General features: G+C 68.2%; 21 protein-coding genes. 16 read left to right on the forward strand and 5 right to left on the reverse strand.

The genetic code is table 11. The features are described 5' to 3' along the window. The first annotated feature begins 40 nt into the window (after positions 1–40). A complete protein-coding gene (gene dprA, locus LQ566_RS02055) occupies positions 41–1,231 on the forward strand; it encodes a DNA-processing protein DprA (RefSeq protein WP_231089898.1) in 1,191 nt (396 codons plus the stop codon). Between the two features lie 211 nt (positions 1,232–1,442). Continuing rightward, entirely contained in the window at positions 1,443–2,342 is a 900-nt protein-coding gene (locus LQ566_RS02060) for a tyrosine recombinase (protein WP_231089899.1), read from the forward strand. 49 nt (positions 2,343–2,391) lie between these two features. Here the strand turns inward: LQ566_RS02060 and LQ566_RS17600 are convergent, their stop codons facing one another. After that, entirely contained in the window at positions 2,392–2,889 is a 498-nt protein-coding gene (locus LQ566_RS17600; protein WP_231089900.1) for a murein hydrolase activator EnvC family protein, read from the reverse strand. Between the two features lie 829 nt (positions 2,890–3,718). On the opposite strand from LQ566_RS17600, the gene rpsB reads away from it, so the two are divergent. From rpsB to LQ566_RS02110, 9 genes are all read left to right on the forward strand, one after another. Beyond that, positions 3,719–4,582 (forward strand): 30S ribosomal protein S2, encoded by an 864-nt coding sequence (gene rpsB / locus LQ566_RS02070; protein WP_231089901.1) that lies wholly within the window; start codon positions 3,719–3,721, stop codon positions 4,580–4,582. 79 nt (positions 4,583–4,661) lie between these two features. Then, complete coding sequence (gene tsf / locus LQ566_RS02075) at positions 4,662–5,489, forward strand: translation elongation factor Ts (protein ID WP_231089902.1); 828 nt, start codon at positions 4,662–4,664, stop codon at positions 5,487–5,489. Between the two features lie 94 nt (positions 5,490–5,583). Beyond that, the gene (gene pyrH / locus LQ566_RS02080) at positions 5,584–6,306 is read left to right on the forward strand and encodes a UMP kinase (protein WP_231089903.1); all 723 of its coding nucleotides are present in this window, start codon (positions 5,584–5,586) and stop codon (positions 6,304–6,306) included. An 80-nt stretch (positions 6,307–6,386) separates the two neighbouring features. Next, entirely contained in the window at positions 6,387–6,944 is a 558-nt protein-coding gene (gene frr / locus LQ566_RS02085; RefSeq protein WP_231089904.1) for a ribosome recycling factor, read from the forward strand. Between the two features lie 6 nt (positions 6,945–6,950). Continuing rightward, entirely contained in the window at positions 6,951–7,997 is a 1,047-nt protein-coding gene (locus LQ566_RS02090) for a phosphatidate cytidylyltransferase (protein ID WP_231089905.1), read from the forward strand. Further along, positions 7,994–8,554 (forward strand): DivIVA domain-containing protein, encoded by a 561-nt coding sequence (locus tag LQ566_RS02095; RefSeq protein WP_231089906.1) that lies wholly within the window; start codon positions 7,994–7,996, stop codon positions 8,552–8,554. The genes LQ566_RS02090 and LQ566_RS02095 overlap by 4 nt, the downstream gene beginning before the upstream one ends. Positions 8,555–8,602: 48 nt before the next feature. Continuing rightward, positions 8,603–9,325: an aggregation-promoting factor C-terminal-like domain-containing protein gene (locus LQ566_RS02100; protein ID WP_231089907.1), complete on the forward strand. Its 723-nt coding sequence runs from the start codon at positions 8,603–8,605 to the stop codon at positions 9,323–9,325. Between the two features lie 12 nt (positions 9,326–9,337). Then, positions 9,338–9,625, forward strand: a complete 288-nt coding sequence (locus LQ566_RS02105) for an Rv1322 family protein (protein WP_231089908.1) — start codon at positions 9,338–9,340, stop codon at positions 9,623–9,625. Beyond that, positions 9,625–10,335: an alpha/beta hydrolase gene (locus LQ566_RS02110; RefSeq protein ID WP_231089909.1), complete on the forward strand. Its 711-nt coding sequence runs from the start codon at positions 9,625–9,627 to the stop codon at positions 10,333–10,335. Before LQ566_RS02105 ends, LQ566_RS02110 begins: the two co-directional genes overlap by 1 nt. 107 nt (positions 10,336–10,442) lie before the next feature. Here LQ566_RS02110 and LQ566_RS02115 read toward each other — a convergent pair whose 3' ends face one another. Continuing rightward, complete coding sequence (locus LQ566_RS02115) at positions 10,443–11,495, reverse strand: AI-2E family transporter (RefSeq protein ID WP_231089910.1); 1,053 nt, start codon at positions 11,493–11,495, stop codon at positions 10,443–10,445. A gap of 163 nt (positions 11,496–11,658) precedes the next feature. Between LQ566_RS02115 and LQ566_RS02120 the strand changes: the two genes are divergently transcribed. Together LQ566_RS02120 and LQ566_RS02125 are read left to right on the forward strand one after the other, a co-directional pair. Then, positions 11,659–13,509: a DUF8094 domain-containing protein gene (locus tag LQ566_RS02120; RefSeq protein WP_231089911.1), complete on the forward strand. Its 1,851-nt coding sequence runs from the start codon at positions 11,659–11,661 to the stop codon at positions 13,507–13,509. Next, on the forward strand, positions 13,506–14,426 hold the full coding sequence (locus LQ566_RS02125; protein WP_231089912.1) for a tetratricopeptide repeat protein: 921 nt from the start codon (positions 13,506–13,508) through the stop codon (positions 14,424–14,426). Before LQ566_RS02120 ends, LQ566_RS02125 begins: the two co-directional genes overlap by 4 nt. Before the next feature lie 57 nt (positions 14,427–14,483). On the opposite strand, the gene glgB is transcribed toward LQ566_RS02125, so the two are convergent. From glgB to glgX, 3 genes are read right to left on the reverse strand one after another with little or no spacing between them, the layout of a single operon-like run. After that, positions 14,484–16,619: a 1,4-alpha-glucan branching protein GlgB gene (gene glgB, locus LQ566_RS02130; protein WP_231089913.1), complete on the reverse strand. Its 2,136-nt coding sequence runs from the start codon at positions 16,617–16,619 to the stop codon at positions 14,484–14,486. A gap of 1 nt (position 16,620) precedes the next feature. After that, entirely contained in the window at positions 16,621–18,702 is a 2,082-nt protein-coding gene (locus LQ566_RS02135; protein WP_372459768.1) for an alpha-1,4-glucan--maltose-1-phosphate maltosyltransferase, read from the reverse strand. A 35-nt stretch (positions 18,703–18,737) separates the two neighbouring features. Continuing rightward, positions 18,738–20,942: a glycogen debranching protein GlgX gene (gene glgX, locus LQ566_RS02140; RefSeq protein ID WP_231089914.1), complete on the reverse strand. Its 2,205-nt coding sequence runs from the start codon at positions 20,940–20,942 to the stop codon at positions 18,738–18,740. Positions 20,943–21,079: 137 nt separating this feature from the next. Here glgX and LQ566_RS02145 point away from each other — a divergent pair, with 137 nt between their 5' ends. From LQ566_RS02145 to ligA, 3 genes are read left to right on the forward strand one after another with little or no spacing between them, the layout of a single operon-like run. Beyond that, positions 21,080–22,246: a cysteine desulfurase family protein gene (locus tag LQ566_RS02145; protein ID WP_231089915.1), complete on the forward strand. Its 1,167-nt coding sequence runs from the start codon at positions 21,080–21,082 to the stop codon at positions 22,244–22,246. A gap of 9 nt (positions 22,247–22,255) precedes the next feature. Beyond that, on the forward strand, positions 22,256–23,350 hold the full coding sequence (mnmA, locus tag LQ566_RS02150; RefSeq protein WP_231089916.1) for a tRNA 2-thiouridine(34) synthase MnmA: 1,095 nt from the start codon (positions 22,256–22,258) through the stop codon (positions 23,348–23,350). A gap of 60 nt (positions 23,351–23,410) precedes the next feature. Then, positions 23,411–25,765, forward strand: a complete 2,355-nt coding sequence (gene ligA, locus LQ566_RS02155) for an NAD-dependent DNA ligase LigA (RefSeq protein WP_231089917.1) — start codon at positions 23,411–23,413, stop codon at positions 25,763–25,765. Positions 25,766–25,813: the final 48 nt, after the last annotated feature.

The raw sequence follows: 25,813 nt of genomic DNA on the forward strand, positions 1-25,813 counted from the left end.
GCGGAAGGCGGATGATTCCGGGGATTCGAGGGGCTCGGCCATGTCGGCCGCCCCAGCGATGAACGAAGGTCCCGCGACGACGAAGAACCAGACCCGGCAGCACCCGCCGGACGAGGCTCACGCCCGGGTCTCCTGGAGCCAGATCATCGAACCCGGGGACGCCGATGCCGGCGTGCTCATCGACCGGCACGGTGCGCGGGAAGCATGGTCGCTGGTGAGACGGGGAGCTGCGGCGCTGACAGCGGAGGCTCCCGCGGGCGAAGCGGCACGATGGCGGAAGGCCGCTGCCCGATGGTCCCCGCGGCTCACCGGCGTCGACGTCGATCGTCAATGGGTGCGCGCGCGCCGGTGCGGAGCGACGCTCCTTCTTCCCGGGGACCCCGAGTGGCCGGTCGGTCTTGACGACCTTCAGGAGTCGCGACCGGTGCTGCTCTGGGTGCGCGGTGACACCGACGCACTCGCCACCGCGCCTCTGGTCGCCATCGTGGGGGCACGCGCCGCGACGGGCTACGGCGAGCACATCACGGCGGAGATCGCGGGCGAGCTCGCGGCTCGGGGGATCGCGATCGTCTCCGGAGCCGCCTACGGTATCGATGGCGCGGCGCACCGCGCCACTCTCGCCTGTGACGGAACGACGGTCGCGGTGCTGGCCGGGGGAGCGGATCGCGTGTATCCGGCCGGTCACGCCGCCTTGATTGCGGACATCTCCCGCGCAGGAGCCGTTGTGAGCGAGGTCCCCCTCGGCAGCGAGCCCACGAAGTGGCGATTTCTCGCGCGCAACCGCCTCATCGCCGCGATGACGGATGCGACCCTGGTGGTCGAGGCCGGGTGGCGTAGCGGCTCGCTCAACACCGCCGGTCACGCGGCCGCCCTGGGCAGACCCCTGGGCGCTGTTCCCGGTCCGGTCACCTCCGCCGCGTCCTCCGGCTGTCATCGACTGCTCCGCGAGTACGACGCCGTCTGCATCACGGGTGCCGACGATGTGGTCGAACTACTCCCCGGCGCAGCCGCGTCGCCGCCCCTCGACCACCTGTCGGTGGAGCTGCCCGAAGCCGCCCGCCTGGAAGCGGTGCTGTCCACGCGCGTTGCGCGAAGCACGGAGGAGTTGGCCGCCCGCGCCACGATCTCCGTTGCCGACGCGGAGGCACTTCTCGGGCTCTGGACGCTCACGGGCCGCGTCGAGCGAGACACGGCGGGATGGCGCGCCTCACGGAAGTCTGCGGGCCGCTGAGGCCCAGGGAGACGGAGGGCCGCGGGAAGATGCGCGGAGGCCCAGAGGCGAACGGATGCGGGGGGAAGCACAGAGATCGCGACAAGCAGGCTCCGGGAGGTCGAGCTGATGTGGGCGATTCGGCGTGCGGGTGGCGCGGGCGTATGGCCAACCGCGGTGCTCTTCGGCATGGCATCTCGGCATGCGCTGACAGGGCCGCGAGGATCGTCGTGTGGAACTGAGTGCCGCAGCCGAGAGCTTCGTCGAGCACCTTGCGCGGGTGCGGCGGTTGTCGGCTGCGACGGTGCGCGCTTACCGCAGCGACCTGGCCGATCTCCACGCGGCGACCGGGGACACTGATCTGCGGAACGTCGGTCTCGAGGAACTGCGGGACTGGCTCTGGCGTGCCAGCCAGCGCGGCGACGCGCGCAGCACCATCGCGCGGCGAACGGCCGCTGTTCGCACCTTCTTCGCATGGGCCCTGGAGGAAGGGCTCGTTCCGCACGATCCCACGCTGCGTCTGGTGACTCCGAAGAAGCCGCAGACACTGCCGGCTGTCGCGACCGCGGACGGAGTTCGCGACATGCTCGATGCGCTGGGCGCGCGTGCGGCTGAGGGGGACGTGACCGCCCTGCGAGATCACGCGATGCTGGAAATGCTGTACGGGGCGGGGATCCGGGTGTCCGAGCTGTGCGGACTCGACGTCGTCGACGTCGATCGAGACCGAGCCACGGTGCGGGTTCTCGGCAAAGGTTCGAAGGAGCGGGTGGTGCCCTTCGGTGCGCCTGCGTTGCGCGCGCTCGACGGCTATCTCGTGCGCTCACGGCCCGCGTTGCAGGCCCGTGCCGAGCCGAGCCCTGCCCTCTTCCTCGGCACTCGCGGCGCCCGTATCGGATCGCGGACGGTGTACGGCATCGTGGCGCGCGAGCTCGGGCCGGTCCTGGGAGAGCGCACGGTCGGGCCACACGCACTGCGCCACTCCGCGGCGACGCATCTGATCGACGGCGGTGCCGACTTGCGGGCAGTCCAGGAACTACTCGGCCACGCAAGTCTGGGCACGACCCAGATTTACACCCATGTCTCCTCCGAGCGCCTATCCGCGGTGTACCGCACCGCGCACCCACGCGCATGAGGCCTATCTTCTCGACGGGCCGATGTCGTAAACGGGATCTCGGTCACGGCTATCCGATCTCCGAACAACAGGGGAGAAGGATCGCCCTCGGCACGCCGCCGAGCATGAGCAGCGGGTTGATGTACTCGCCGTTGAGGCGAACGCCGAAGTGCAGCTGTCCGGCAGGTGCATGACCTCCCGTCGCGAGGGTCCCGATGGGGTCGCCGCCGCGCACCGACGTTCCGGCGGCGAGCTCGGAGCGGACGGGCTCCAGGGTGGTGATCAGACCGTTGCCGTGATCGATGGTCAGGAGCGGGCGATCCACCACCGTCCCGACGAAGGCGATCACGCCCTCTGCCGGTGCCCGTATCCCGGTGCCCCCGCCGAGCGGCAGGAGGTCGATGCCGCGATGTCCCGCGCCGTAAGCGTGCGGGGGAGCGAGAAAGGGTGCGACGACGCGGACACCGCCGTCGAACGGCCAGGACCACCCTTCACCACGCGGGATCGTGACCCGGGAGGCACCTGCGAGCCGTGATGACGCCGCCGTGGATTCGGTCGCGCGCGCCACAGTCGACCGGGGCGCCGAAATCTGCTCGTGTCCCGGAAGCAGCCCGTGTCCCGGAAGCAGCCCGTGTCCCGGAAGCAGCCCGTGCCCCGGAGGTAACTCGTGTCCCGGAAGTGGCCGGTGTCCCGGAAATGGCCGGTGTCCCGGAAGTGGCCGGTGTCCCGGAGGTAACTCGTGTCCCGGACGTGGCCGGTGTCCCGGAAGCGAGCCGTGTCGCGGAAATGACCCGTGTTCCGGAACTGACCCGTGTTCCGGAACTGACCCGTACCCCGGAACATGCCCGGAGCCCTGGCCCGCTGTGGGTGGGAAGTGTGTCACTGGCGCGCGGGTCGGTGCTGCAACGGACGGGTCCGGCCAGCCAGCGAGCCCGAGGAACAGGAGCACTACCGCTCCCGCCAGCAGAGCAGGACGTCGTCGGTGACGAGCGGACCGAGCGGCCCTCCGGCGGCGCCAGAGCCGTGCAAACGAGCATGAGAGGTCGATGCCGAGGTGGTTCATCCGCTCATGTTCGCCATCCGGTCCGCACGGCGGGCGCCATCGAGCAGGGCGACGAGGAGATCCCGCAGCATACGGACCTGGGGAGGACGAACAGGATCATGTCGGCTACGTGCAGACACACGATGGCCGCACATCTCTCGGGCCCCGCGCACTGCTACACTGAAAGGGCACTTCGCATGTCGGAGTGACTTCGCGTGCCTTGCACGACCACGGTCGTGGCACACATCCCCAACGGTCCTTTCGAGGCGGGGCTGTGTCTGGCACCAGGTAGTGGGTATCCACGAATTCAACCGCAACAACGGCGCCCCGCGCGCCCAGAAACAGGAGAACGACCATGGCAGTCGTCACCATTCGCCAGCTGCTCGACGCTGGTGTGCACTTCGGACACCAGACCCGCCGGTGGAACCCGAAGGTGAAGCGCTTCATCCTCACCGAGCGCTCGGGCATTCACATCATCGACCTGCAGCAGTCGCTGGCCTACATCGACCGCGCGTACGACTTCGTCAAGGAGACGGTCGCTCACGGCGGCACCATCCTCTTCGTCGGCACGAAGAAGCAGGCACAGGAAGTCGTCGCCGAGCAGGCGACCCGCGTCAACCAGCCCTACGTGAACCAGCGCTGGCTGGGTGGTCTGCTGACCAACTTCACCACGGTCTCCAAGCGTCTTGCGCGCATGAAGGAGCTCGAGGAGCTCGACTTCGAGAACCCGTCCGCTTCGGGCTTCACCAAGAAGGAGCTCCTCCTCAAGAAGCGCGAGCTCGACAAGCTGCACAAGTCGCTCGGCGGTATCCGCCACCTCACCAAGACGCCGTCGGCCATGTGGGTCATCGACGCCAAGCGTGAGCACCTCGCCATCGACGAGGCCAAGAAGCTCGGTATCCCCGTGATCGGTATCCTCGACACGAACGCCGACCCGGACGACCTGCAGTACCCGATCCCGGGCAACGACGACGCGATCCGTTCCGTCGCGCTGCTGACGCGTGTGATCGCCGACGCCGCCGCCGAGGGCCTGATCGCCAAGCACCAGCCGGCCGACGAGCAGGCCGCTGAGCCGCTGGCCGAGTGGGAGCGTGAGCTCCTCGAGCAGGGCGCACCGGTCGTCGAGGGCTCTGAGGTCGAGGTTGTCGCCGACGAGACCGCTGCGGACGAGGCCGGCGCCGAGGCTCAGGCCGCCGCCGTGGAGACCGAGGCCAAGTAAGCCATCAGCGGGTGGCGCGTGAGCGCCACCCGCTGCCCATCCATTACAGCTGCCACTTACATCACAGAGGAGCCACACAATGGCAAACTTCAGCATCGCCGACATCAAGGCTCTCCGCGAGCAGCTCGGCACGGGCATGGTCGACACCAAGAAGGCGCTGGAGGAGGCTGACGGCGACGTCGCGAAGGCCACCGAGATCCTGCGCCTCAAGGGTGCCAAGGGCAACGCGAAGCGTGCCGACCGCTCCACCAGCGAGGGTCTGATCGCCGCGTCCGAGCAGGACGGCAAGGTCACCATGATCGAGCTCGCCTGCGAGACCGACTTCGTCGCGAAGAACGAGCGTTTCATCGCCCTCGCCGACAAGGTCCTGGCTGCCACCGCGGCGGCCGCTGCCGACTCGGTCGAGGCCGCTCTCGCCGCTCCGGCCGGAGACCAGACGGTCGCCGAGCTGATCAGCGACGAGGCCGCCATCATCGGCGAGAAGGTCGAGCTGCGTCAGGTGCGCACCGTCTCGGGCGAGAAGTTCGAGGTCTACATGCACCGCACCAACAAGGACCTGCCGCCGCAGGTCGGCGTGGTCGTTGCGTACACCGGTGACGACGCCGAGGCCGCTCGCGCCATCGCGCAGCACATCTCGTTCGCGAACCCCTCGTTCCTGAGCCGTGACGACGTCCCGGCCGAGGACATCGAGAAGGAGCGCGAGATCGTCACGAAGATCTCCCTCGAGGAGGGCAAGCCCGAGGCTGCCCTGCCGAAGATCGTGGAGGGTCGCGTCAACGCGTTCATCAAGCAGGTCGCCCTGCTCGACCAGGACTACGCCCGTGACAACAAGCTCACGGTCGCCCAGGTGGCGAAGGACGCCGGCATCACGGTGACCGCTTTCGCCCGCTTCAAGGTCGGCGCGTAAGACCTTTTTCAGGGCCCGGATCGTGTGACGATCCGGGCCCTTCTTCACGCACACACACCAGCGCGCTACGGTTGAGCGCGACGAGAGGAACAACGTGACCACGACAGAGAAGACCGGACGCCGTCGCGTCCTGCTGAAGCTTTCCGGTGAGGCCTTCGGCGGTGGCCAGCTGGGTGTGAACCCGGATGTCGTCAGCGCCATCGCCCGCGAGATCGCCGAGGTCGTCGATACCGTCGAGGTTGCAATCGTGGTGGGCGGAGGGAACTTCTTCCGCGGCGCGGAACTGAGCCAGCGTGGCATGGAGCGCGGTCGCGCTGACTACATGGGCATGCTCGGCACCGTGATGAATGCACTCGCGCTGCAGGACTTCCTGGAGCAGGCCGGCGCAGCCACGCGCGTGCAGTCCGCCATCCAGATGACTCAGGTCGCCGAACCGTACATCCCGCTGAAGGCCGAGCGGCACATGGAGAAGGGCCGCGTCGTGATCTTCGGCGCCGGTGCGGGTCTGCCGTACTTCTCCACGGACACGGTCGCCGCGCAGCGCGCGCTGGAGATCGGCGCCACCGAGGTTCTCGTTGCCAAGAACGGCGTCGACGGCGTCTACTCGGCCGACCCTCGTACCGATCCGGATGCGGTCAAGCTCGACCACGTGACTTACAGCGACGCACTGCAGCAGGGCCTCAAGGTGGTCGATTCCACCGCCTTCAGCCTGTGCATGGACAACGGCATGAACATGCGTGTGTTCGGCATGGAGCCCGCCGGCAACGTCACGCGTGCGCTGCTCGGCGAGGAGATCGGCACTCTCGTCACAGCCTGACGCTGCGCGGGCACCCTCACAGGGACGAAGAAGCCGTCCCACTAGACTGACATCAGCTGTACTCAATGAATGGAGCAGGCATGACCGCCGCCGCTGTGATCGCCGACACCAAGGCCAAGATGGAGCGCGCCGTTGAGGCCGCCAAGGAGGATTTCTCGACCGTTCGCACCGGACGGGCCAACCCCCAGCTGTTCCAGAAGGTCATGGTCAACTACTACGGCACCATGACGCCGCTGGCCCAGCTGGCCTCGATCAACTCCTCTGAAGCTCGCACTCTTCTCGTCACGCCCTACGACAAGGGAGCGCTGCGCGACATCGAGAACGCGATTCGCGACATGCCGAACCTCGGCGCGAACCCCTCGAACGACGGCAACGTCATCCGGGTCACCCTTCCCGAGCTCACCGAGGACCGCCGCAAGGAGTTCGTGAAGCTCGTCAAGACCAAGGGCGAGGACGCGAAGGTTCAGGTGCGTGGCATCCGCCGTAAGGCGAAGGACGAGCTGGACGCGCTCAAGAGCGAGGTCGGCGAGGACGAGGTCGCCCGCGGCGAGAAGGAGCTCGACGCTCTGACCCGCGCGCACACCGACCTCATCGACGAGGCGCTCAAGCGCAAAGAGGCCGAACTGCTCGAGGTCTGACACGGCATGACGTCCGATCCCCACGGGAACTCCGAGCCCGAGCAGCCGGTGACCGACGTCTCGTCGGACACCGGCGCTCGCGCGTTCCCCGCGCACCTCAAGGCGCGGCGCGAGGAACTGGAATCGCAGGTCGCCCACGCTCGGGAGAACTTCGACAAGCAGGTCGCGCACGCTCGGGAGAATTTCGATGAGGCCCAGGAACGCATCAAGGCCCGGACCGGGCGCGACCTGATCGGAGCGATTCTCATCGGGCTCGCGCTCGGCGCGGTCGTGCTGGGCTCACTGCTCTTCCTGAAGTGGATCTTCGTGATCCTCGCGGTCGTGGCCGCCGGCGCCGCCGTGTACGAACTGGCGCGTGCCTTCCAGACCGCGGGCCGGCGCATCGATCTGATCCCGCAGCTGGTGACGGCGGTCGCGCTGGTCGGCTCGGCCTATGTCGCCGAGACGTGGGCACTGTGGGTGCTGCTGTTCGCGGGCGTCAGCCTCATCATCGTGTGGCGTCTGATCGGACAGATGAGCGCCCAGGACGGACGGGTCCGCCGGGAGGTGCTCGGGGACATCCTCGCGAGCGTCCTCATCCCGGTGTACATCCCGTTCCTCACGACCCTTGCCCTTCTCGTCCTTCGCGAGGAGAACGGGCAGAACTGGATCATCCTCTTCCTCACCGTCGTGGTGTCGGCAGACACCGGCGCATATGCGATCGGCCTCTGGCTCGGTAAGCACCCGATGGCACCGCGCGTCAGCCCGAAGAAGACGTGGGAGGGCCTGGGGGGAGCCGCCGTTTTCGCGGTGGTGACCGCAACGCTCGTCTGCATCTTCCTGCTGGGGCTGCCCTGGTGGACCGGCCTCGTCTGTGGGCTCGCGCTGTTGCTGACGGCCACGCTGGGGGATCTCGGTGAGTCGATGATCAAACGCGATCTCGGCATCAAGGATATGAGTTCCTGGATTCCCGGCCACGGCGGAATCCTCGATCGCCTCGACAGCATTCTGCCCTCGGCCGTGGCGGTGCTCGCTCTTCATCATTTCCTCTCACCTCTGGCGGTTCTCTCGTGAGTTCGACTCCTTTCCCGCGCACCACTGGTCGCACCAAGGGCTATGAGCGACGTTCTGTCGACAGCTTCCTCGCTCATGCACGCTCGGCGTTCGAGCGTCGTTCCGATGCTGTCGCCCTCACCGCGGACGACATCCGCCAGGCCGCGTTCCCGCTCGTGCGGGACGGGTATGAGATCGCACCCGTCGATGCGGCACTCGGGCGCATCGAAGACGCGTTCGCGGCCCGGGAGCGCGATGCCCGCATTCGCGCGGTCGGAGTCGACGGCTGGGTGGAGCAGGCGCGCGCGACCGCCCAGATCGTTCTCGAACGGATCTCCCGCCCTCGTACCCAGCGCTTCCGTCGCGCCGGCCTGCTGCGATACGGCTATCGCATCGACGAGGTCGACCTGGTCACTGACAAGCTCGTCGGATACTTCGAACACGGCGATCGGGTCACACCGGAGCAGGTGCGTGCGGCGGCTTTCCGCATGCAGCGCAACGGATATGCCGAGGAGCAGGTCGATGCCGTCCTCGACGCCGTGGTCGAGGTCATGCTCGCCGTCACGCCCACCCGCTGAGCGCCACCTGATGCCTTCCGGGGATCCTGCAGGTATAGTTATCCCATTGTGACTTCTGCTAACGAGACGAATCCCGTGGAGCTGCGCGGTGGCAAGCGCGCAGCGCAGCGTCAGACGAATGCTTCGCAGCCCGTTGTGAAGAAGGCTCGTCGGCGCAGTGCGATGGCGGTGTTCTCCGCTCTGGCCGCCGTTGGCTTCGTCGGCGCCACGGTGGCGCCGGTCGCCCTCGCCAGCACCGGTCCGGTGGCGGCACCCGCCCCGACCTCGACCTCCTCCACCGCGTACCAGCTGTCGGCAAGCGGAGCGCAGGCATTCACGGCCGCCGACGCCGTCGTCAGCGGTGAGGTCTCCCGCGACTCCTACATGTCGTATCAGACGCCCACGCCGACACCCACGCCGACGCCCGAGCCCGCGTCGGTGGACGAGGGCAGCAGCGGTGACAGCGGTGGCACGAAGAAGAGCGGCGGCGGCGGATCACCCAAGTACTCCGGCGGCGGTTCACCGGCAGAGTGGATGGCGGCAGCCGGGATCGCGGAGAGCGACTGGGGCTACGTCGACTACATCGTGAGCAAGGAGAGCGGCTGGAACCCGAACGCCACGAACTCGAGTTCCGGTGCGTGCGGCCTCGTCCAGGCGCTGCCCTGCTCCAAGGTTCCCGGTGGCGGGTACGACCCGGTGGCCAACCTCACCTGGGGTAACGGCTATGCCGTTGGACGCTATGGCTCGTGGGCCGAGGCGTACAACTTCTGGGTCAACAACCACTGGTGGTGACGCTGTCTCACCATGCCCCGATCGAATCGACGTCGACCGGAGGATCCTCGCGCTGAGGACTCCCTTGCCCGCATGATCGCGGGGTTCAAACGCACCGAGGTGCGCCGTGGCCAGGAGTGGTACGTACAGCCCGTTTCCGAGCATCAGGCTCAGAAGGAGTACACCTGCCCCGGCTGCGGGCGCATCGTCGGCGTCGGTGTCTCCCACCTCGTGGCCTGGCGCGCTGACGGCGTGCTCGGTGACACCGCTGACCTGGGCGCCCGGCGCCATTGGCACACGCACTGCTGGAGGATCAGCTGATGGAGATCCGTGGCGCGGTCGAGCTTCCGGCTCGCCGCGAGGACATTACCCTGCGCACGCAGGACGCACTGACACTGGTGGGTGAGCTGGCCGTCCCGCTCGACGCGGCACCCGTCGCCACACTCGTGACGTTGCATCCGCTGCCCACGGCCGGCGGCTTCATGGATTCCCACATCCTCCGCAAGGCAGCCGCACGCCTTCCCGCACTGGCGAACCTCGCCGTGCTCCGCTTCAACACGCGCGGCACGTCGTCGCCACGCGGAACGAGCGAGGGCACCTTCGAGGAGGGCATCGGCGAAGAAGCGGACGTCGCGGCCGCCATGGCGTTCGTGACCGAGCGCGGCCTTCCGCGTCCCTGGCTGGTGGGCTGGTCCTTCGGCACCGAGCTGGCGCTGAAGTACGGGCGCGACCACGACATCGAGGGCATCATCCTGCTCTCGCCCCCGCTGCACCGGGCCACCACCGACGAGGTCGCCGCGTGGGCGGACGAGGACTGCCACGTGGTCATCCTCGTTCCGGAGCTGGACGACTACCTTCGGCCCGGGGAGGCGCGGGAGAGGTTCTCGAGCATTCCCGAAGCGCGGCTGATCGCCGTCGAGGGCGGACGCCACCTGTGGGTGGGGGAGAACCAGACCTATCGGGTGCTCACCGAAATCGTCCGTGCCGCAAATCCGGCCGCGCTGCCGCTCCCGACCGAGTGGAACGACTGAGCGCGTCGAGCAGGCTCAGCGCTCGTTCTGTCGCGGGATGATCACCTGGCGGTAGATGATGAGCAGGCTCGCCGCCACGGGGATCGCCACGAGCGCCCCGAGCAGGCTCAGCGCTCGTTCTGTCGCGGGATGATCACCTGGCGGTAGATGATGAGCAGGCTCGCCGCCACGGGGATCGCCACGAGCGCCCCGAGCAGGCCGCCGAGAGCGCCACCGGCCAGGGCGGCGATCACAACCACGGCGCCCGGCACGGAGACCGCGCGGTTCATGATGCGCGGCGAGATCACGTACGCCTCGATCTGCATGTAGATGAGGTAGTAGACCGCGGCGATGATGGCGGTGGTGACGGATCCGCCGTCCGGGATCAGCCAGCACGCGACGACGATGACCGCCGAGCTCGTCAGCGTTCCCACCAGCGGGATCAGCGATCCGCAGAATGCGATGACCGCCAGCACCGCGCTGAACGGCGCGTTGATGATCGACAGGAAGAAGAAGCTCAGCACGCCGTTGATGACGCCGAGCGTCACCTGACCCATGACGTAGTAGCCGACGGAGTCGATGATCTGCTCGGCGAGATCGATGAACCGCGCCCGTCGAGACGCCGGCACCAGCTGGTACACGGACGCCTTCAGCGCCGGGGTGGAGGCGGTGAGGTAGATCGTGAGGATCAGCACGATGAACGCGCCGAACAGGCCCTGGATCGCCCCGAGGCTCAGGTTGACCACCTGCGTTCCGAAATCGCCGATGCTCGACAAGGCCCACTCCTGTGCCTGATCGAGCACGTCCTGCACGCGGAGGTTGGGGAACAGGGCGGTGAGCCACTTCTCCAGCTCCCCGATCAGATCCGGCATCGTGATGATGCGGATGACCTGATTGACCAGGAGAGTCACCTGGTTGATGATCAGCGGCAGCACGATCGCAACGATCCCGGCGAACACCCCCAGCACGACCACGACGGTGATCAGTACCGCAGCCCAACGCGGAACGCGCCTGCGCTCCAGGAACGAGATGACCGGATCCAGCCCGAGGCTGAGGAAGAGCGCGGTGCCGACGTACAGGAGCACGGCACCCAGGCTCTGGACTCCGGTGATGAGGGCGATGCCGACGCCCACGCCCAGTGTCGCGACCAGCGCGGTTCGGAACGGGTATTGCAGCTTCATGTTTCCTTCGGCGGTCGGAGTGCTCCCGATCAACATAGTGCGCTGAGGCCCGCGAACCCGGTAACCCGCCACTGTCAGGACAACTTTCAGTCAGGTTCGGTAGTCTGTTTGGTCGAGTGTCTATCCGCTCCGCGCCCCGTGCGGAGATGTGAGGAGAAATTTCGTGCGTTTTGTCTGGGCTGTCGCATCCTTCGTGATCGCCGCCGTTCTCATCGCTGGCGGTATTGCCCAGCGCACCGTGTTCCTCGGTCCCAACACCGAGCGCGCTGAGCTCGGTGTCTCCGCCGACCAGCCGTACACGATGATCGACGGCGAGGTCTTCAACAAGCTGCCGGGTGTGCAAACGCTCCAGATCGTCGGCAACGGGCAGATCTTCGGTGCGATCGCGGCGAAGGACGACGTTGCCGCCTGGCTCGCTGACCGCTCGTACAATCACGTCACCCTCGCCGACGACGGCACGATCACCTCGACGGTGGTCGCACCGGCCCAAGAGGCTCCGGCGGTGGATGAGAGCGTCCAGAAGGGCATCGACGCAGCGACGACGGCCGGCCTCATCACGCCGAACGCGGCGACGCCCGTGGGCTCCGACCTCTGGACGGACGAGTTCACCAGCGACGACTCGATGATCCGCAAGCTCCGGCTTCCCGACACCATGGCGGTTCTGGTCGCCGCAGACGGTCAGAATCCGGCGCCGAGCGACATCGCGCTCTCCTGGGCGATCGACAACTCGACGCCGTGGGCGGGTCCGCTGGTCGTGCTCGGCGGCATCGCGCTCATCGTCGGCATCCTGCTGTATGTACTGGGCATCCGTCACATGCGTCGATCGCGCGGTCCGCGTCGACGCGGAGTTCCGCCGCTGCCGGAGACCCAGCCGATCAGCGTTGGCGAGCTGGACGCGGATGACGCCGCGGGCAAGGGCGTGATCAGCTCGGGCACGAAGAAGCGCGGCGGCCGCCGGACTTTCATCGCGATCCCGGCGCTCGTCGTCTCGGGCGCGCTGCTCAGCGGCTGCACGGCGGATGCCTGGCCGAAGTTCGACGAACCCACGGCTACTCCGTCTCCCACGCCCACGGTGATCGTCCCCGAGGACCAGGAGACGCCCTCGGTCACCGAGCAGCAGGCGGAGAAGATCCTCGATCGCATCGCGACCACTGCGGCTGCCGCCGACAGCTCGCTCAGCATCGACGTCGCGTCCACGCGCCTTTCCGACGCCGTCCTCGCGGCCCGTGCCACCAACTACACGCTGCGCACCACTCTGCCCGACATTCCCGCCCTCACCGCTGTTCCGTCCAAGCCGTACCAGATCATCGTTCCTGAGGCGAAGTCGGGGTGGCCGCGCACGATCCTCGCGGTGTGGCAGGACGAGGCGGACACGACCGTGGCGCCGCGCATCCTCATCGCCACGCAGAACGACGCCTGGAGCCCGTACAAGGTGTCCTATCTCGCGCAGTTGGAGGCGTCGGCTCAGACGCCCAATCTGGCACCGGCCGAGCTCGGCGCCAATCTCGTGCGTCCCGATTCGTCTCTCCTGGTGATGGCGCCCGATCAGGTCGCGGCCGCATACTCCGATGTGCTCGACAAGGGCACCGCCAGCGAGTTCGCACCGAGCTTCAACCTGGACGTTGACACCTTCCTGCCGAAGATCACGGCGGGCCGCCAGGAACAGCTCAACACCTTCAACGCGACGGCGGAGGGCCAGACCGGAACGCTGGAGTTCGCCGCGCGCGCGGGTGCATCCGCACCGGTGGCGTTGATGACGGTGGACAACGGCGCCATCGTGGCCGTCAACGTGGAGGAGACGGAGACCTCCAAGCCCACGGTCGCCGACGCGGTGATCAAGCTCGATGGCAACCCGAAGGTGACCGCCCTCACGGGCGTGACCCAGTCGCAGACCGGTTTCCAGACCACGTACTCCGACCAATTGTTCTTCTTCGTCCCCGGCCAGTCCTCGGGGGAGAAGATCCGACTGCTGGGATTCTCCAGCGACATCCTGAAGGCTGAGGTTCTCCCGTGAGCGATGCCCCCGGCGCCGTGCTGCGTGGTGCTGTTGACCTGTCCTCCCTCCGCAACCGTCCGAGCCCGGAGCAGACGGCCGCGGCACAAGGGGCGGCTGAGCTGATCTCAACCGTCACCGAGGCCGAGTTCCCGCAGCTCCTGGAGCTCTCACGGTCAGTGCCGGTAGTCGTGAACCTCTGGTCCGCACGCAGTGAGGCGAGCCAGCAGCTCGGGGCGACGCTCGAGGCCGTGGTGCGCGCTCTCGCGGGCCGTGTGGTTCTCGGTAACGTCGATGCCGACGCCAACCCCGGGATCGTCCGTGCCTTCGGCGCTCAGTCGGTGCCTTTCGTCGTCGCCGTGATCGCCGGGCAGCCGCTCCCGATGTTCAACGGTGCCGCCGATGACCAGCAGGTGCGCGAGGTGTTCGCACAGCTGCTGCAGGTGGCCGCTCAGAATGGCGTCACCGGGACGGTGGAGGCGGGCGCCGGGGAAGCGGAGTCCGCTGCGCCCGCCGAGAAGCCCCTCCCGCCGCTGCATGCCGAGGCCTATGACGCCATCGAGGCCGGCGACTACGCTCGGGCCGTCACCGCCTACGAGGCGGCACTCGCCGAGAACCCGCGCGATGAGGAAGCGCGTGCCGGTCTGGGGCAGGTGAAGCTGCTGCAGCGTGTTCAGAATGCCGACCTGCAGGCCGTGCGAGCCGCGGCGGCCGCGGATCCGGCCGACGTCGACGCGCAACTCTCGGTGGCGGACCTGGATCTTGCGGGCGGACACGTCGAGGACGCCTTCGATCGGCTTCTCGAGCTGTTCGCCGTGCTGCCCGCCGACGAGCGCACCCCGGTTCGCGAGCGTCTGCTGGAGCTGTTCGGGCTGGTCGGCGATAGCGATGCGCGAGTGACCCGCGCCCGAGCCCGCCTGTCGTCGATGCTGTTCTGACGCGCACCACACGACCACGAAGAAGGAGCACCCGAAACCGGGTGCTCCTTCTTCGTGTCACTCCTGCGTGAGCCAGATCGTGCCGAGGGACGGGACGGTCACGCTGGTGAGCCCCGAGTCGTCCGCGGTCACGCTGCCGAAGTTGCCGACGCCACCGCCTCCGAACTCCGCGGCGTCTGAGTTCAGCACCTCACGCCAGAGCCCGGGCCGGGGGAGAATGAACGGCAGGTTGGCGATCACGGAGCCGGAGAAGTTGGTCACGGACACGACGTGCCGACCCTGCGCATCGACGCGATCGAAAGCGACGATGTTGGTGTTCCAGGCCGGCGCCCCGAGCAGCGAGAAGGCCGCTCCGTCACGGTCGCGCTCCCACAGAGCGGGCTGGTCGCGGTAGGTGCGGTTCAACGCGCCGACGAAGGACTGCAACTGCCGATGGCTGGGCTGATCCAGCATCCACCAATCCAGACCGCGCCCTTCGCTCCACTCGGACAGCTGACCGAACTCCTGCCCCATGAACAGCAGTTGCTTTCCGGGGTGCGCCCACATGTAGCCGAGGAATGCCCGCGCGCCGGCCAGCTTCGTGGCGTGGTCTCCGGGCATCCGGCTCAGCAGCGTGCCCTTGCCGTGAACCACTTCGTCGTGGCTGATGGGCAGCACGTACTGCTCACTGAATGCGTAGTGGAAGGAGAAGGTGATCTCGCCGTGGTGGTGGCCGCGATAGAGCGGGTCGCGGGACACGTACTGCAGGGAGTCGTTCATCCACCCCATGTTCCACTTGAAACCGAACCCCAGGCCGCCGGAGTCCGTGCTGGCGGTGACACCGGGATAGCTCGTGGACTCCTCCGCGATCATCGCGATGCCCGCATTGCGCTTGTAGGCGGTGGCGTTTACCTCCTGCAGGAAAGCGATCGCCTCGAGGTTCTCTCTCCCGCCGTGGACATTCGGCTCCCATTCGCCGTCCTGACGCGAGTAGTCCAGGTAGAGCATCGACGCCACCGCATCCACCCGGAGTCCGTCGACGTGGAACTCTTCCAGCCAGTACAGCGCGTTGGCCACGAGGAAGCCGCGCACCTCATTGCGGCCGTAGTCGAAGATGTAGGTGCCCCAGTCCTTGTGCTCGCCACGGCGCGGATCGGCGTGCTCGTACACGGCCCGCCCGTCGAAGCGGCCGAGAGCGAACGCATCCTTGGGGAAATGACCGGGCACCCAGTCCATGATCACGCCGATGCCCGCACCGTGCAGGCGGTCGATCAGGTATCGCAGGTCGTCGGGAGTGCCGAACCGGCTTGTCGGCGCGTAGTAGCCGGAGACCTGATAACCCCATGACCCCCCGAACGGGTGTTCCGCGAGCGGCATGAACTCCACATGGGTGAACCCGAGTCCGAGCACATGCTCGATGAGCGGGTCGGCGGCGTCGCGGTACGACAGGCCGGGCTGCCACGATCCCAGGTGGAGCTCGTAGATCGACATCGGGCGTACCGAGGGATCGGTCGCCGCACGACGCGCCATCCATTCGGCATCGTTCCAGACGTAGTGGGAACGGGTCACGCGTGATGCGGTCGCCGGAGGCGTCTCCGCCGCCTGTGCCATGGGATCCGCCTTCAGGATCCAGTCACCCCGCTCGGTGCGGATCTCGTACTTGTAGATCGTTCCCTCACCGAGCGCAGGGACGAACAGCTCCCAGACACCGCTACCGCCCATGGAGCGCATCGCATGACTGCGGCCATCCCAGTCGTTGAAGGGGCCCACCACACGCACGCTCCGGGCGTTCGGCGCCCAGACGCTGAACGCGACGCCCTCGACCGCATCGTGTGTTCGCACGTGCGCGCCGAGCACTCGCCACAGCTCCTCATGCCGGCCCTCGCCGATCAGGTGCAGGTCGAGCTCTCCCAGGGTGGGGGTGTGGCGGTAGGGGTCATCCGCGACCCAGGCCGTCCCGTCGCGGTACGTGGTCTCCACGGTGTAGGCGCGGGGCTCACCTGCGGTGAAGCCCTCCCACACGCCGTCGATGCGGTGCGTGAGGGGGAGGGAGGTGCCGTCGGCGAACTGTGCGGCCACGGTGACTGCCAGAGGGCGGCGTGCGCGCACCACGACGCCGTCGGTGCAGGGGTGGATGCCCAGCACGTCGTGCGGAGCGTGATGGGTGCCCTCGGCGACCGCGCGCAGGGTCTCGGTGGGAATCGTCTCGCTCATGTCAGCCCTTCACCCGGAGGATGTGTGCAGCGCGCGTGAAGGCGTCGAGGCGGACGTACGCGTGGTCGGTCCACTGCCACTCCTCGCCGGAGAGCAGGTCCTCCACCGTGAACGCCTCGCCACGCGGCACGCCCCACGCGGTCGTGTCCAGATGGACGGTGGTCTCCCGCACCGAATGCGGATCGACGTTGACCACCACGATGATGGTGTCGGCGGTTCCGTCCGGGGAGAGCTCCGCAGGCAGATGCTTGCTGAAGACGAGGATCGCATCGTCATCGCTGCCGTGGAGGCGGAGATTGCGCAGCTGCCGGAGCGCGGGGTGGGCGGCGCGGATCTCGTTCAGGCGGGTAATGAGTGGCGCGAGAGTGCGGCCGGTGGCATCGGCTTCGGCCCAGTCGCGCGTCTTGATCTCGTACTTCTCGTTGTCGATGTTCTCCTCGGCGCCGGGGCGGGCCACGTTCTCGAACAGCTCGAAGCCCGCGTACACGCCCCACAGCGGGGCTGCGGTCGCCGCGACGATGGCCCGGATGGCGAAGGCCGCTCTGCCTCCGAACTGGAGGTACTCCGTCAGGATGTCGGGAGTGTTGACGAAGAGGTTGGGCCGCAGGAAATCAGCGGTCTCGTGCGATACCGAGGTGAGGAACTCCTCCAGCTCAGCGCGGGTGTTCCGCCAGGTGAAGTACGAGTAGCTCTGCTGGAACCCCGCGGCGGCCAGCGAGCGCATCATCGCCGGCCGGGTGAACGCCTCCGCAAGGAAGACCACGTCCGGATGCTTCGCGTTCACGGTACGGATCAGCCACTCCCAGAAGGCCAGCGGCTTCGTGTGCGGGTTGTCGACGCGGAAGATCTGCACGCCCTGCGCGATCCAGTGCTCCACGATGCGTAGCACCTCGGCGCGGATACCCAGCGGATCGTTGTCGAAGTTGACGGGATAGATGTCCTGGTACTTCTTCGGGGGGTTCTCCGCGTACGCGATGGTGCCATCCGGGAGCGTGGTGAACCACTCCGGATGGGAGGTGACCCAGGGGTGATCGGGGCTCGCCTGCAACGCCAGGTCGAGTGCCACCTCGATTCCCCGGTCGCGAGCAGCCGCAACGAACGCGCGGAAGTCGGCGAGGGTTCCGAGATCCGGGTGAACCGTGTCGTGTCCGCCTTCGGCGGCGCCGATCGCCCAGGGCGATCCGGGGTCGTCCGGTCCGGCATCGAGGGTGTTGTTCGGGCCCTTCCGGTTCGTGCGCCCGATGGGATGGATCGGTGGCAGGTACAGCACCTGGAAGCCCATCGCCGCGACGGCGGGGAGGCGATCGAGCGCGGTGACGAAGCTTCCGGACGACACCGAGCCGTCCGCGTGGCGGACTGCGCCTTCCGAACGGGGGAAGAACTCATACCAGGCGCCGTACCCGGCACGTTCGCGCTCGACGAGAAGGGTGCGCTCCGCGGAGACGGTGATGAACGACTGCACGGGGAAGTCGGCGAAGAACGACGCGAGCGCGGCATCTTCGACCACGGCGAGGACGTCCTCCGCGGATGCGCTCGCAGCGCGCAGGGTCTTGGCCGCGGCCTGAAGCCGCGCCTTCGCACCGGCCGGGAGCTTCTTCTCCGAACGAGCGCGGTCGAACAGGGCTGCACCCAGCTCGCGCATCACCGCGACGTCGACTCCGGCGGGGATCTTCACTGCTGCTGCGTGGTGCCAGCTCGCCCACTCGTCCGCATAGGACTCCACGCGGAATCGCCAGATCCCCTGCTCTAGCGGCACCACCTGGACCTCCCAGTGGTCCAGACCGTCGCCGGTGGAGGTCAGCCGGTGCAGTGACTCCTCGCCGCTGGGGGACCAGAGCCGCAGCTGGACTCCGATCAGGTCGTGCCCCTCCCGGAAGGCCGTCGCCCGGAACGGAACGGCCTCACCGGCGTAGGCCGAGGGGGCAAAGCCTCCCGGAGCGCTGGGATGCACGTCCTGCACCGGGATGCGTCCCGAGATGGTGTCGGCATCCGCTCCCACGGACGCGGTGATCGGAAGCGAGCGGACCGGCACGGGCCGGGTGCTTCGCCACGGGCGGGTCAGAGAGCGGTTCTTGGCAGCCACATGAGCAACCTACCGCGCACCCCGCCCTCGCCACATCACTGTTGCGTTGCGGCGTCTTCCTGCCCCGCGACGGCGGGGTCCGTGGCATCGGCGGCCGGCGTGTCGGCGGCCGCGACGGCGTGCGCTGCGGCGTCGATGGCCTCATCCGTCACCCGCTCATCGTCAGAGTCGACGCCGAAGAGGTGCATCGCCGTGCTCGTCAGCGTGACGGTGTCACCCGGGGCGTATGTCAGCCGCTCGGGCTGCGGGCTCTCCTCCTCGCTGGACCACAGTGAGCGATATCGCGTGACCCCGGGAATCCGCGGCAGTCGCACCACGATGGGCGACTCGTTTCCGTGAATCATGAGCAGGATCTTGTTGCGCGGCTCGCCGTCATGCAGGTTCTCCGCCGCGAAATACTGCAGGGTGCGGTGGCCGGCGTTCTGCCAGCGATCTGCCGACATCGTCTCGCCGTTCTCGTCGAACCACTCCATCTCGCTCGCGCCCTCGACGTGCTCTCCGAGCACGGCATAGCGGCTCGGGCGGAGAGCGGGGTTCTCCCGCCGGATACGGGTGAGCGCCGACACATGCGCACGGAGCTCCTCCTGCCAGGGCTCGTGCTGCCAGCTGAGCCAGGTCATGGGGGAGTCCTGGCAGTAGGCGTTGTTGTTGCCGTGCTGGGTGCGTCCGGTCTCGTCGCCCGCGGTGATCATCGGCGTGCCGGCCGACAGCAGCAGCGTGCCGAACAGGTTGCGGATCGCCTTGCGCCGTGTCGCGCGGATCGCGGCGTCGTCTGTGGGACCCTCCGCACCGTGGTTGAAGGACCGGTTCTGATCGGCGCCATCGCGATTGTGCTCGCCGTTGGCGAGGTTGTGCTTGGTGCCGTAGGAGACCAGGTCGCGCATCGTGAACCCGTCGTGTGCGGTGACGAAGTTGACGCTCGCGAGCGGTCCGCGTTCGTTGGAGAACGTGTTCGACGAGCCCGCGAGGCGGGTGGCGAACCCGCCGATGCCGGTGGGGGCGATGCCCGCGCGGCGCGCGTAGTCGATGTCGCTCAGCCAGAAGTTGCGCACCCGGTCGCGGTAGCGGTCGTTCCACTCCTGCCAGCCCGGTCCGAAGTTGCCCGTCTGCCAGCCGCCCATGCCGACGTCCCACGGCTCGGCGATGATCTTCACACCCGCGAGTGCGGGATCGGTGCGGATCGCCTGTAGCAGCGGGTGGTCCGGGGTGAACTCGTGCCCGGCATCGCGGCCGAGCGAGGTCGCCAGGTCGAAGCGGAACCCGTCGATGCCGACCTCCTGCGCCCAGTACCGCAGAGAGTCGAGCACGAGTCGCGCAGCGGCCGGTGCGGACGTGTTGAGCGTGTTGCCGCAACCGGTGGTGTCGATGTAGGAGCCGTCGTCGCCCTGCCGGTAGTACGTGGCATCGTCCAGACCGCGCAGGCTCGTCGTCGGGCCGCCGGGGCCCTCTTCGGAGGTGTGGTTGTAGACGACGTCGAGGATGACCTCGATCCCCGCCTGGTGTAGGAGCTTCACCATTCCCTTGAACTCGCGTAGCACCGCCGCCGGGCCAGCACGACGTGCATCGGCCGTGGCGTACGCGGCATGCGGAGTGAAGAAGGAGACGGTGTTGTACCCCCAGTAGTTCGACAGACCGAGATTCAGCAGGCGCGGCTCCGAGCTGAACGCGTGGACGGGCAGCAGCTCTACCGCGGTGATGCCGAGCGATCGGAAGTGCTCGATCATCGCCGGGTGGGCGAGTCCGGCATAGGTGCCGTGCAGCGCCGGCGGCACGTCGGGGTGCCGCTTGCTCAGACCCTTGAGGTGGCCTTCGTAGATGATCGTCTCGTCCAGCGGGATGGCGGGCTTGGCGACGCCGCCCCAGTCGAAGGTCTCGTCGATGACGACGCTGCGGAAGTCCTCGTAGCCGTCACCGGGGATCAGACCGCGCGAGTACGGGTCGATCAGCATGCGTTCGCTGTCGAAGCGCGACCCGGCCGGGCCCGATGCGCGCAGCATGTACGGGCTGCCGACATGCAGGAGGTCGGTGGTCGCGCTCCACACTCCGGCGGGACCGCGGGTGAGGGTGACCGTGTCGGTCACCCAGTCCAGATCGTCGTCGTTGAAGACGAGCAGTTCGACGGCGGTGGCGTCGTGGGAGTGCACGCGAATCGTGGCGATGCCGTTCGCCAGGCGGACGCCGAGCCCATCCAGGGCGGCGTCGAGGAACGCGGGCGGCTGCGTCGGGTCGGAGCTGTCCATCCCCCCAGAGTACGGCGAGAATGCCACCGTGCGCGTTCATTCATCCACCGTTCCCCCGGCGTCCCGGCGGCGGATCGGAGTGTGTGCCATACACGGTCGCCGACCTGCGTCCTTCCCCCGCGTGGGAGAGTGGAGGGGTGAGCGCATACCTGGATCACGCTGCCGCGACCCCCATGCGGCCCGAGGCCCGCGACGCCTGGGTCGCCGCTGTCGGTGAGCTGGCGAACCCCTCATCCATACACGGCGCGGGACAGCATGCCCGCCGGGTTCTGGAGGACGCGCGCGAGGTCATCGCGCGCGTCGTGGACGCGGACCCCATCGAGGTGGTCTTCACCTCCGGCGGCACCGAGTCCATCAACCTCGCGCTGAAGGGCGCGTGGTGGTCGCGCCCGGCGGATCGCGATGTCATCGTGCTCCCGGACGGCGAGCATCACGCCACCATGGACAGCGTGGAGTGGCTGCGCAGCGAGCAGGCGGCTCGGGTCCGGCCGGTGCCCCTGAACTTGGAGGGGCGTATCGAGCCAGCCGCCTTCGGGGTCGCCCTCGGCCCCGACGTCGTGATCTCCACGGCGCTGCTCGCCAACAACGAGGTGGGAACGCTGAACCCCGTCGCGGAGCTCGGCGCAGTGGCGCAGGATGCGGGAGTGCCCCTTCACATTGACGCTGTCGCCGGCTTCGGGCATCTCCCGCTGTCGTTCGCGCAGCTGCGCGGCGAGGGCGGCGCAGGCATCGTCGCGATGAGCGTGTCCGCGCACAAGATCGGGGGACCGCCGGCGACGGGGGCCCTCGTGGTGTCGCGGTCGGCTCGTCTGGCGGCTCTCCATCACGGGGGTGCAGCACAGCGTGACCTCCGCGCGGGCACGCAGGACGTCGCGGGCGCTGTGGCGTTCGCCGCTGCAGCCGAGGCGATGGCCGCCGGCCGCGAGGCTGAGGCAGCCCACGACGCCGCGCTCCGGGAGCGGCTGCGACGCGGCATCCTCGCGGCGGTGCCCGAAGCCCAGGTGCTCGGTGCACAGGAACGACTGCCCGGGAACCTGCACCTGCTCTTCCCCGGCGCATCGGGGGAGTCGCTGCTGTACCTGCTGGATCGGGCCGGTATCGCGGTGTCCACCGGGTCGGCGTGTACGGCCGGAATTGCCGAGCCCTCGCACGTAGTGCGCGCCATGGGCCGCGACGAGCGGGATGCGCGCAGCGTGCTGCGCTTTAGCGTGGGCCGCACGAGCACGGCGGAGGACGTCGACGCGGTGATCGCGAACATCGGGTCCGCCTACGCGGCAGCGACCGGGGCCGCGCGGCGCTCGTAGACTGGTGACATGCGAGTTCTGGCGGCGATGAGCGGTGGCGTGGACTCGGCTGTGGCCGCGGCGCGAGCGGTCGATGCCGGGCACGAGGTGGTGGGCGTGCACCTGGCGCTCTCCCGCGCGGGCGGCACGTTGCGCACCGGCAGTCGCGGATGCTGCACCATCGAGGACGCCATGGACGCGCGGCGGGTGGCCGACAAGCTGGGCATCCCCTTCTACGTCTGGGACTTCTCGGAGCGCTTCCGCGATGACGTCATCGCCGACTTCATCTCGGAGTACCAGGCAGGCCGCACGCCCAATCCGTGCATGCGCTGCAACGAGAAGATCAAGTTCGCCGCGCTGCTGGAGCGGGCGATCGAGCTGGGATTCGACGCCGTGTGCACCGGGCACTACGCGAGCCTTCGCGACGGCGAACGTGGGCTGGAGCTGCACCGCGCCGCAGATGACGCGAAGGATCAGTCGTACGTCCTGGGGGTGCTGACTGCCGAGCAGCTCGCGCACACCTACTTCCCGCTGGGGGACACCCCGTCTAAGGCCGTCGTTCGTGCGGAGGCCGCCGAACGCGGGCTGCTCGTAGCCTCCAAGCCCGACAGCCACGACATCTGCTTCATCCCGGATGGCGACACCCGCGGATGGCTTGCGGAGAAGGTCGGAACGGCTACGGGCGACATCGTCGATCGCGAGGGGCACGTGGTCGGCTCGCACGAGGGCGCGCACGCCTACACCGTCGGACAGCGACGCGGGCTCCACCTGGGCGTCCCCGCTGCCGACGGCAAGCCGCGATTCGTGCTTGAGGTCCGCCCGGTGTCGAACACGGTCGTGGTGGGGCCGAAGGAAGCGCTCGCGATCGGACGCATCGCCGGGGCGCGGTTGAGCTGGGCGGGTGCGGAGCCGCTGACCGACGAGTTCGCGTGCGACGTGCAGATCCGTGCGCACGCCGATCCCGTGCCCGCTCAGGCCGTGCGGGGCGAGGACGGTCTCATCGTCACACCGGTCGAGCCGCTGGACGGCGTCGCTCCGGGCCAGACCGCCGTCCTCTATGACGGCACGCGCGTGATCGGGCAGTTCACGATCGACCGCACCGAGTCGGCGGTTCCCGTCGGCTGATCGGCACGCGCGGCGAACGGCTCCCGTGCCGATGTCCGAGGCACCGAATACGCTGGATGCGTGACCGGCACTGCAGATGTGACACCCCGTACCCTCGACGAGGCTCGGGCAGAGGCGGAGCGCCTCACCACCCTCATCATCGATGCGCGTGATGCGTACTACGGGGCGGACTCCTCGCCCGTGGACGACGCGACCTACGACTCCTGGATGCACGCCCTGGAGGCGATCGAGGCCGCGTTCCCCGAGGTTCGGGGACAGGACTCTCCCACGCTCAGTGTCGGCGCGGCCGAGGGCAGCATGCTCGCCCCGGTCACCCATGCCGAGCGCATGCTGAGCCTCGACAACGTCTTCTCACCGGAGGAACTGCGCGACTGGTGCGTGAAGACGGCGGCGTCCGCCGGCACGACCGTGCGCTGGCTCACCGAGCTCAAGATTGATGGACTCGCCATCTCCTTGCGCTACGAGAACGGGGTGCTCACATCGGCCGCCACACGAGGCGACGGGCGTGTCGGCGAGGATGTCACTGTAAACGCCCTTCGTGTGGCAGGGATTCCGTCGCGGCTCGCCGGCTCCGGGCACCCCGCCCTGGTCGAGGTGCGCGGAGAGGTGTTCATCCCCGTCGCCGAGTTCGAGGAGCTGAACGCACTCCAGGCCCGCATGCGTGATCAGGTGATCACCGACATGACACCGCGCTCGGGCAGGGAGAAGGCGGAGAAGAGCGCACAACGGCGTTTCCCCGCTTTTGCCAACCCGCGAAACGCCGCCAGCGGTGGGCTTCGTCAGCAACTCGACAAGAAGGACGGCCTGGAGCTGGCCGCGGGTGAGGCGCGGTTGGCCTCTCTGCGGTTGTTCGTGCACGGTATCGGGGCCTGGCAGAACCCGCCGGTCGCGTCTCAGAGCGAGGTCTACGAGTTGCTGAAGACGTGGGGACTGCCCACGAGTCCCTACCCCCGGGTGCTGGACGACATCGATGCCGTTCTGGAGTTCGTCGCGTACTACGGCGAGCACCGTCACGATGTCGCCCATGAACTGGACGGCATCGTCGTCAAGGTCGACGACCTCGCCCTCCATGACGAGCTCGGCGCCACTTCGCGCGCGCCGCGGTGGGCCATCGCGTACAAGTACCCGCCGGAGGAGGTGCGTACCCGGCTCCTCAACATCGCGATCGGGGTCGGCCGTACCGGTCGGGCCACACCCTATGCGGTCATGGAGCCCGTCTTCGTCGCCGGATCCACCGTGAGCTTCGCCACCCTGCACAACCAGGACGTTGTCAAGGCGAAGGGTGTGCTCATCGGGGACACCGTGGTTCTCCGCAAGGCTGGGGATGTCATCCCCGAGGTGCTGGGTCCCGTGGTGGAGCTCCGTGACGGGACCGAGCGGGAGTTCGTCATGCCCAGCTCCTGCCCGGAGTGCGGCGCCCCGCTGCTGCCCGCGAAGGAAGGCGACATCGATCTGCGCTGCGTGAACACCCGTTCGTGCCCCGCGCAGGTTCGCGGCCGCGTGGAGCACATCGGCTCGCGTGGCGGTCTCGACATCGAGGTGCTGGGGGAGGTCACCGCCGCCGCGCTCACGCAGCCACGTCATCCGCAGCGTCCGGTGCTCGACACCGAGGCCGGGCTGTTCGACCTGACGCTCCAGGAGCTCGTGCCCATCGTGGTCGACGTACGTGACGCGGAGACCGGGGAGCTCAAGACCGACGAGAACGGCGAGCCCGTGGTCCGCGCGCCGTTCCAGAAGGTCACCCGCGTCTACCCGCCCGGCTTCGAGAACGCGACCGCGGCCGAGCGGCGGGCCGCCGGGGTGACCAAGAACTACCCGCTCGTCGAGCCTGGCGCACAGGCCGTCAAGCTGCTCGCCGAGCTGGAGAAGGCCAAAACGAAGGACTTCTGGCGATTCCTCGTGGCACTGAACATCCGCCACGTCGGTCCGGTCGCCGCCCGCGCGCTGGCGCAATGGTTCGGATCCCTCGACGCGATCCGGGCCGCTTCGCGGGAGGAGCTTGCAGCGGTCGAGGGAGTCGGCGGGATCATCGCCGATTCGCTGCTCGACTGGTTCGAGGTGGACTGGCACCAGGAGATCGTCGCCCGCTGGGAGGCCGCCGGAGCGCAGCTGTTCATCCCCGGTCACCCCGGACCCGGCGCCGCTACCGCCGAGGGCGGCGTGCTGGACGGACTCACCGTGGTCGCGACCGGGTCGCTCGAGGGGTACACCCGTGAGGGAGCTCAGGAGGCCATCCTCCGCGCCGGGGGGAAGGCGGCCTCCAGCGTGTCGAAGAAGACGGACTTCGTGGCAGCCGGTCCCGGTGCCGGATCGAAGCTGGCGAAGGCCGAAGAACTCGGAATCCGCATCCTCGACGCGGCGCAGTTCCACATTCTCGTCACCGAGGGGCCGGACGCGCTGCCGCCGCTCGACTGATCCGTTCACGGTTGCCCGCCGTTCTTCGCGGGAGACTCGCTGAGACTC

It is taken from the genome of Microbacterium nymphoidis (assembly GCF_021044885.1).
Lineage (GTDB): Bacteria > Actinomycetota > Actinomycetes > Actinomycetales > Microbacteriaceae > Microbacterium > Microbacterium nymphoidis.

Bases quoted from the DNA above. Each gene is read 5' to 3' on its own strand.
- mnmA (WP_231089916.1), top strand. From the start codon at position 22,256: ATGCGAGTTCTGGCGGCGATGAGCGGTGGCGTGGACTCGGCTGTGGCC.
- LQ566_RS02115 (WP_231089910.1), bottom strand. From the start codon at position 11,495: ATGAAGCTGCAATACCCGTTCCGAACCGCGCTGGTCGCGACACTGGGC.
- tsf (WP_231089902.1), top strand. From the start codon at position 4,662: ATGGCAAACTTCAGCATCGCCGACATCAAGGCTCTCCGCGAGCAGCTC.
- glgB (WP_231089913.1), bottom strand. From the start codon at position 16,619: ATGAGCGAGACGATTCCCACCGAGACCCTGCGCGCGGTCGCCGAGGGC.
- frr (WP_231089904.1), top strand. From the start codon at position 6,387: ATGACCGCCGCCGCTGTGATCGCCGACACCAAGGCCAAGATGGAGCGC.
- LQ566_RS02110 (WP_231089909.1), top strand. From the start codon at position 9,625: ATGGAGATCCGTGGCGCGGTCGAGCTTCCGGCTCGCCGCGAGGACATT.
- dprA (WP_231089898.1), top strand. From the start codon at position 41: ATGTCGGCCGCCCCAGCGATGAACGAAGGTCCCGCGACGACGAAGAAC.
- LQ566_RS02105 (WP_231089908.1), top strand. From the start codon at position 9,338: ATGCCCCGATCGAATCGACGTCGACCGGAGGATCCTCGCGCTGAGGAC.
- glgX (WP_231089914.1), bottom strand. From the start codon at position 20,942: ATGGACAGCTCCGACCCGACGCAGCCGCCCGCGTTCCTCGACGCCGCC.
- LQ566_RS02090 (WP_231089905.1), top strand. From the start codon at position 6,951: ATGACGTCCGATCCCCACGGGAACTCCGAGCCCGAGCAGCCGGTGACC.
- rpsB (WP_231089901.1), top strand. From the start codon at position 3,719: ATGGCAGTCGTCACCATTCGCCAGCTGCTCGACGCTGGTGTGCACTTC.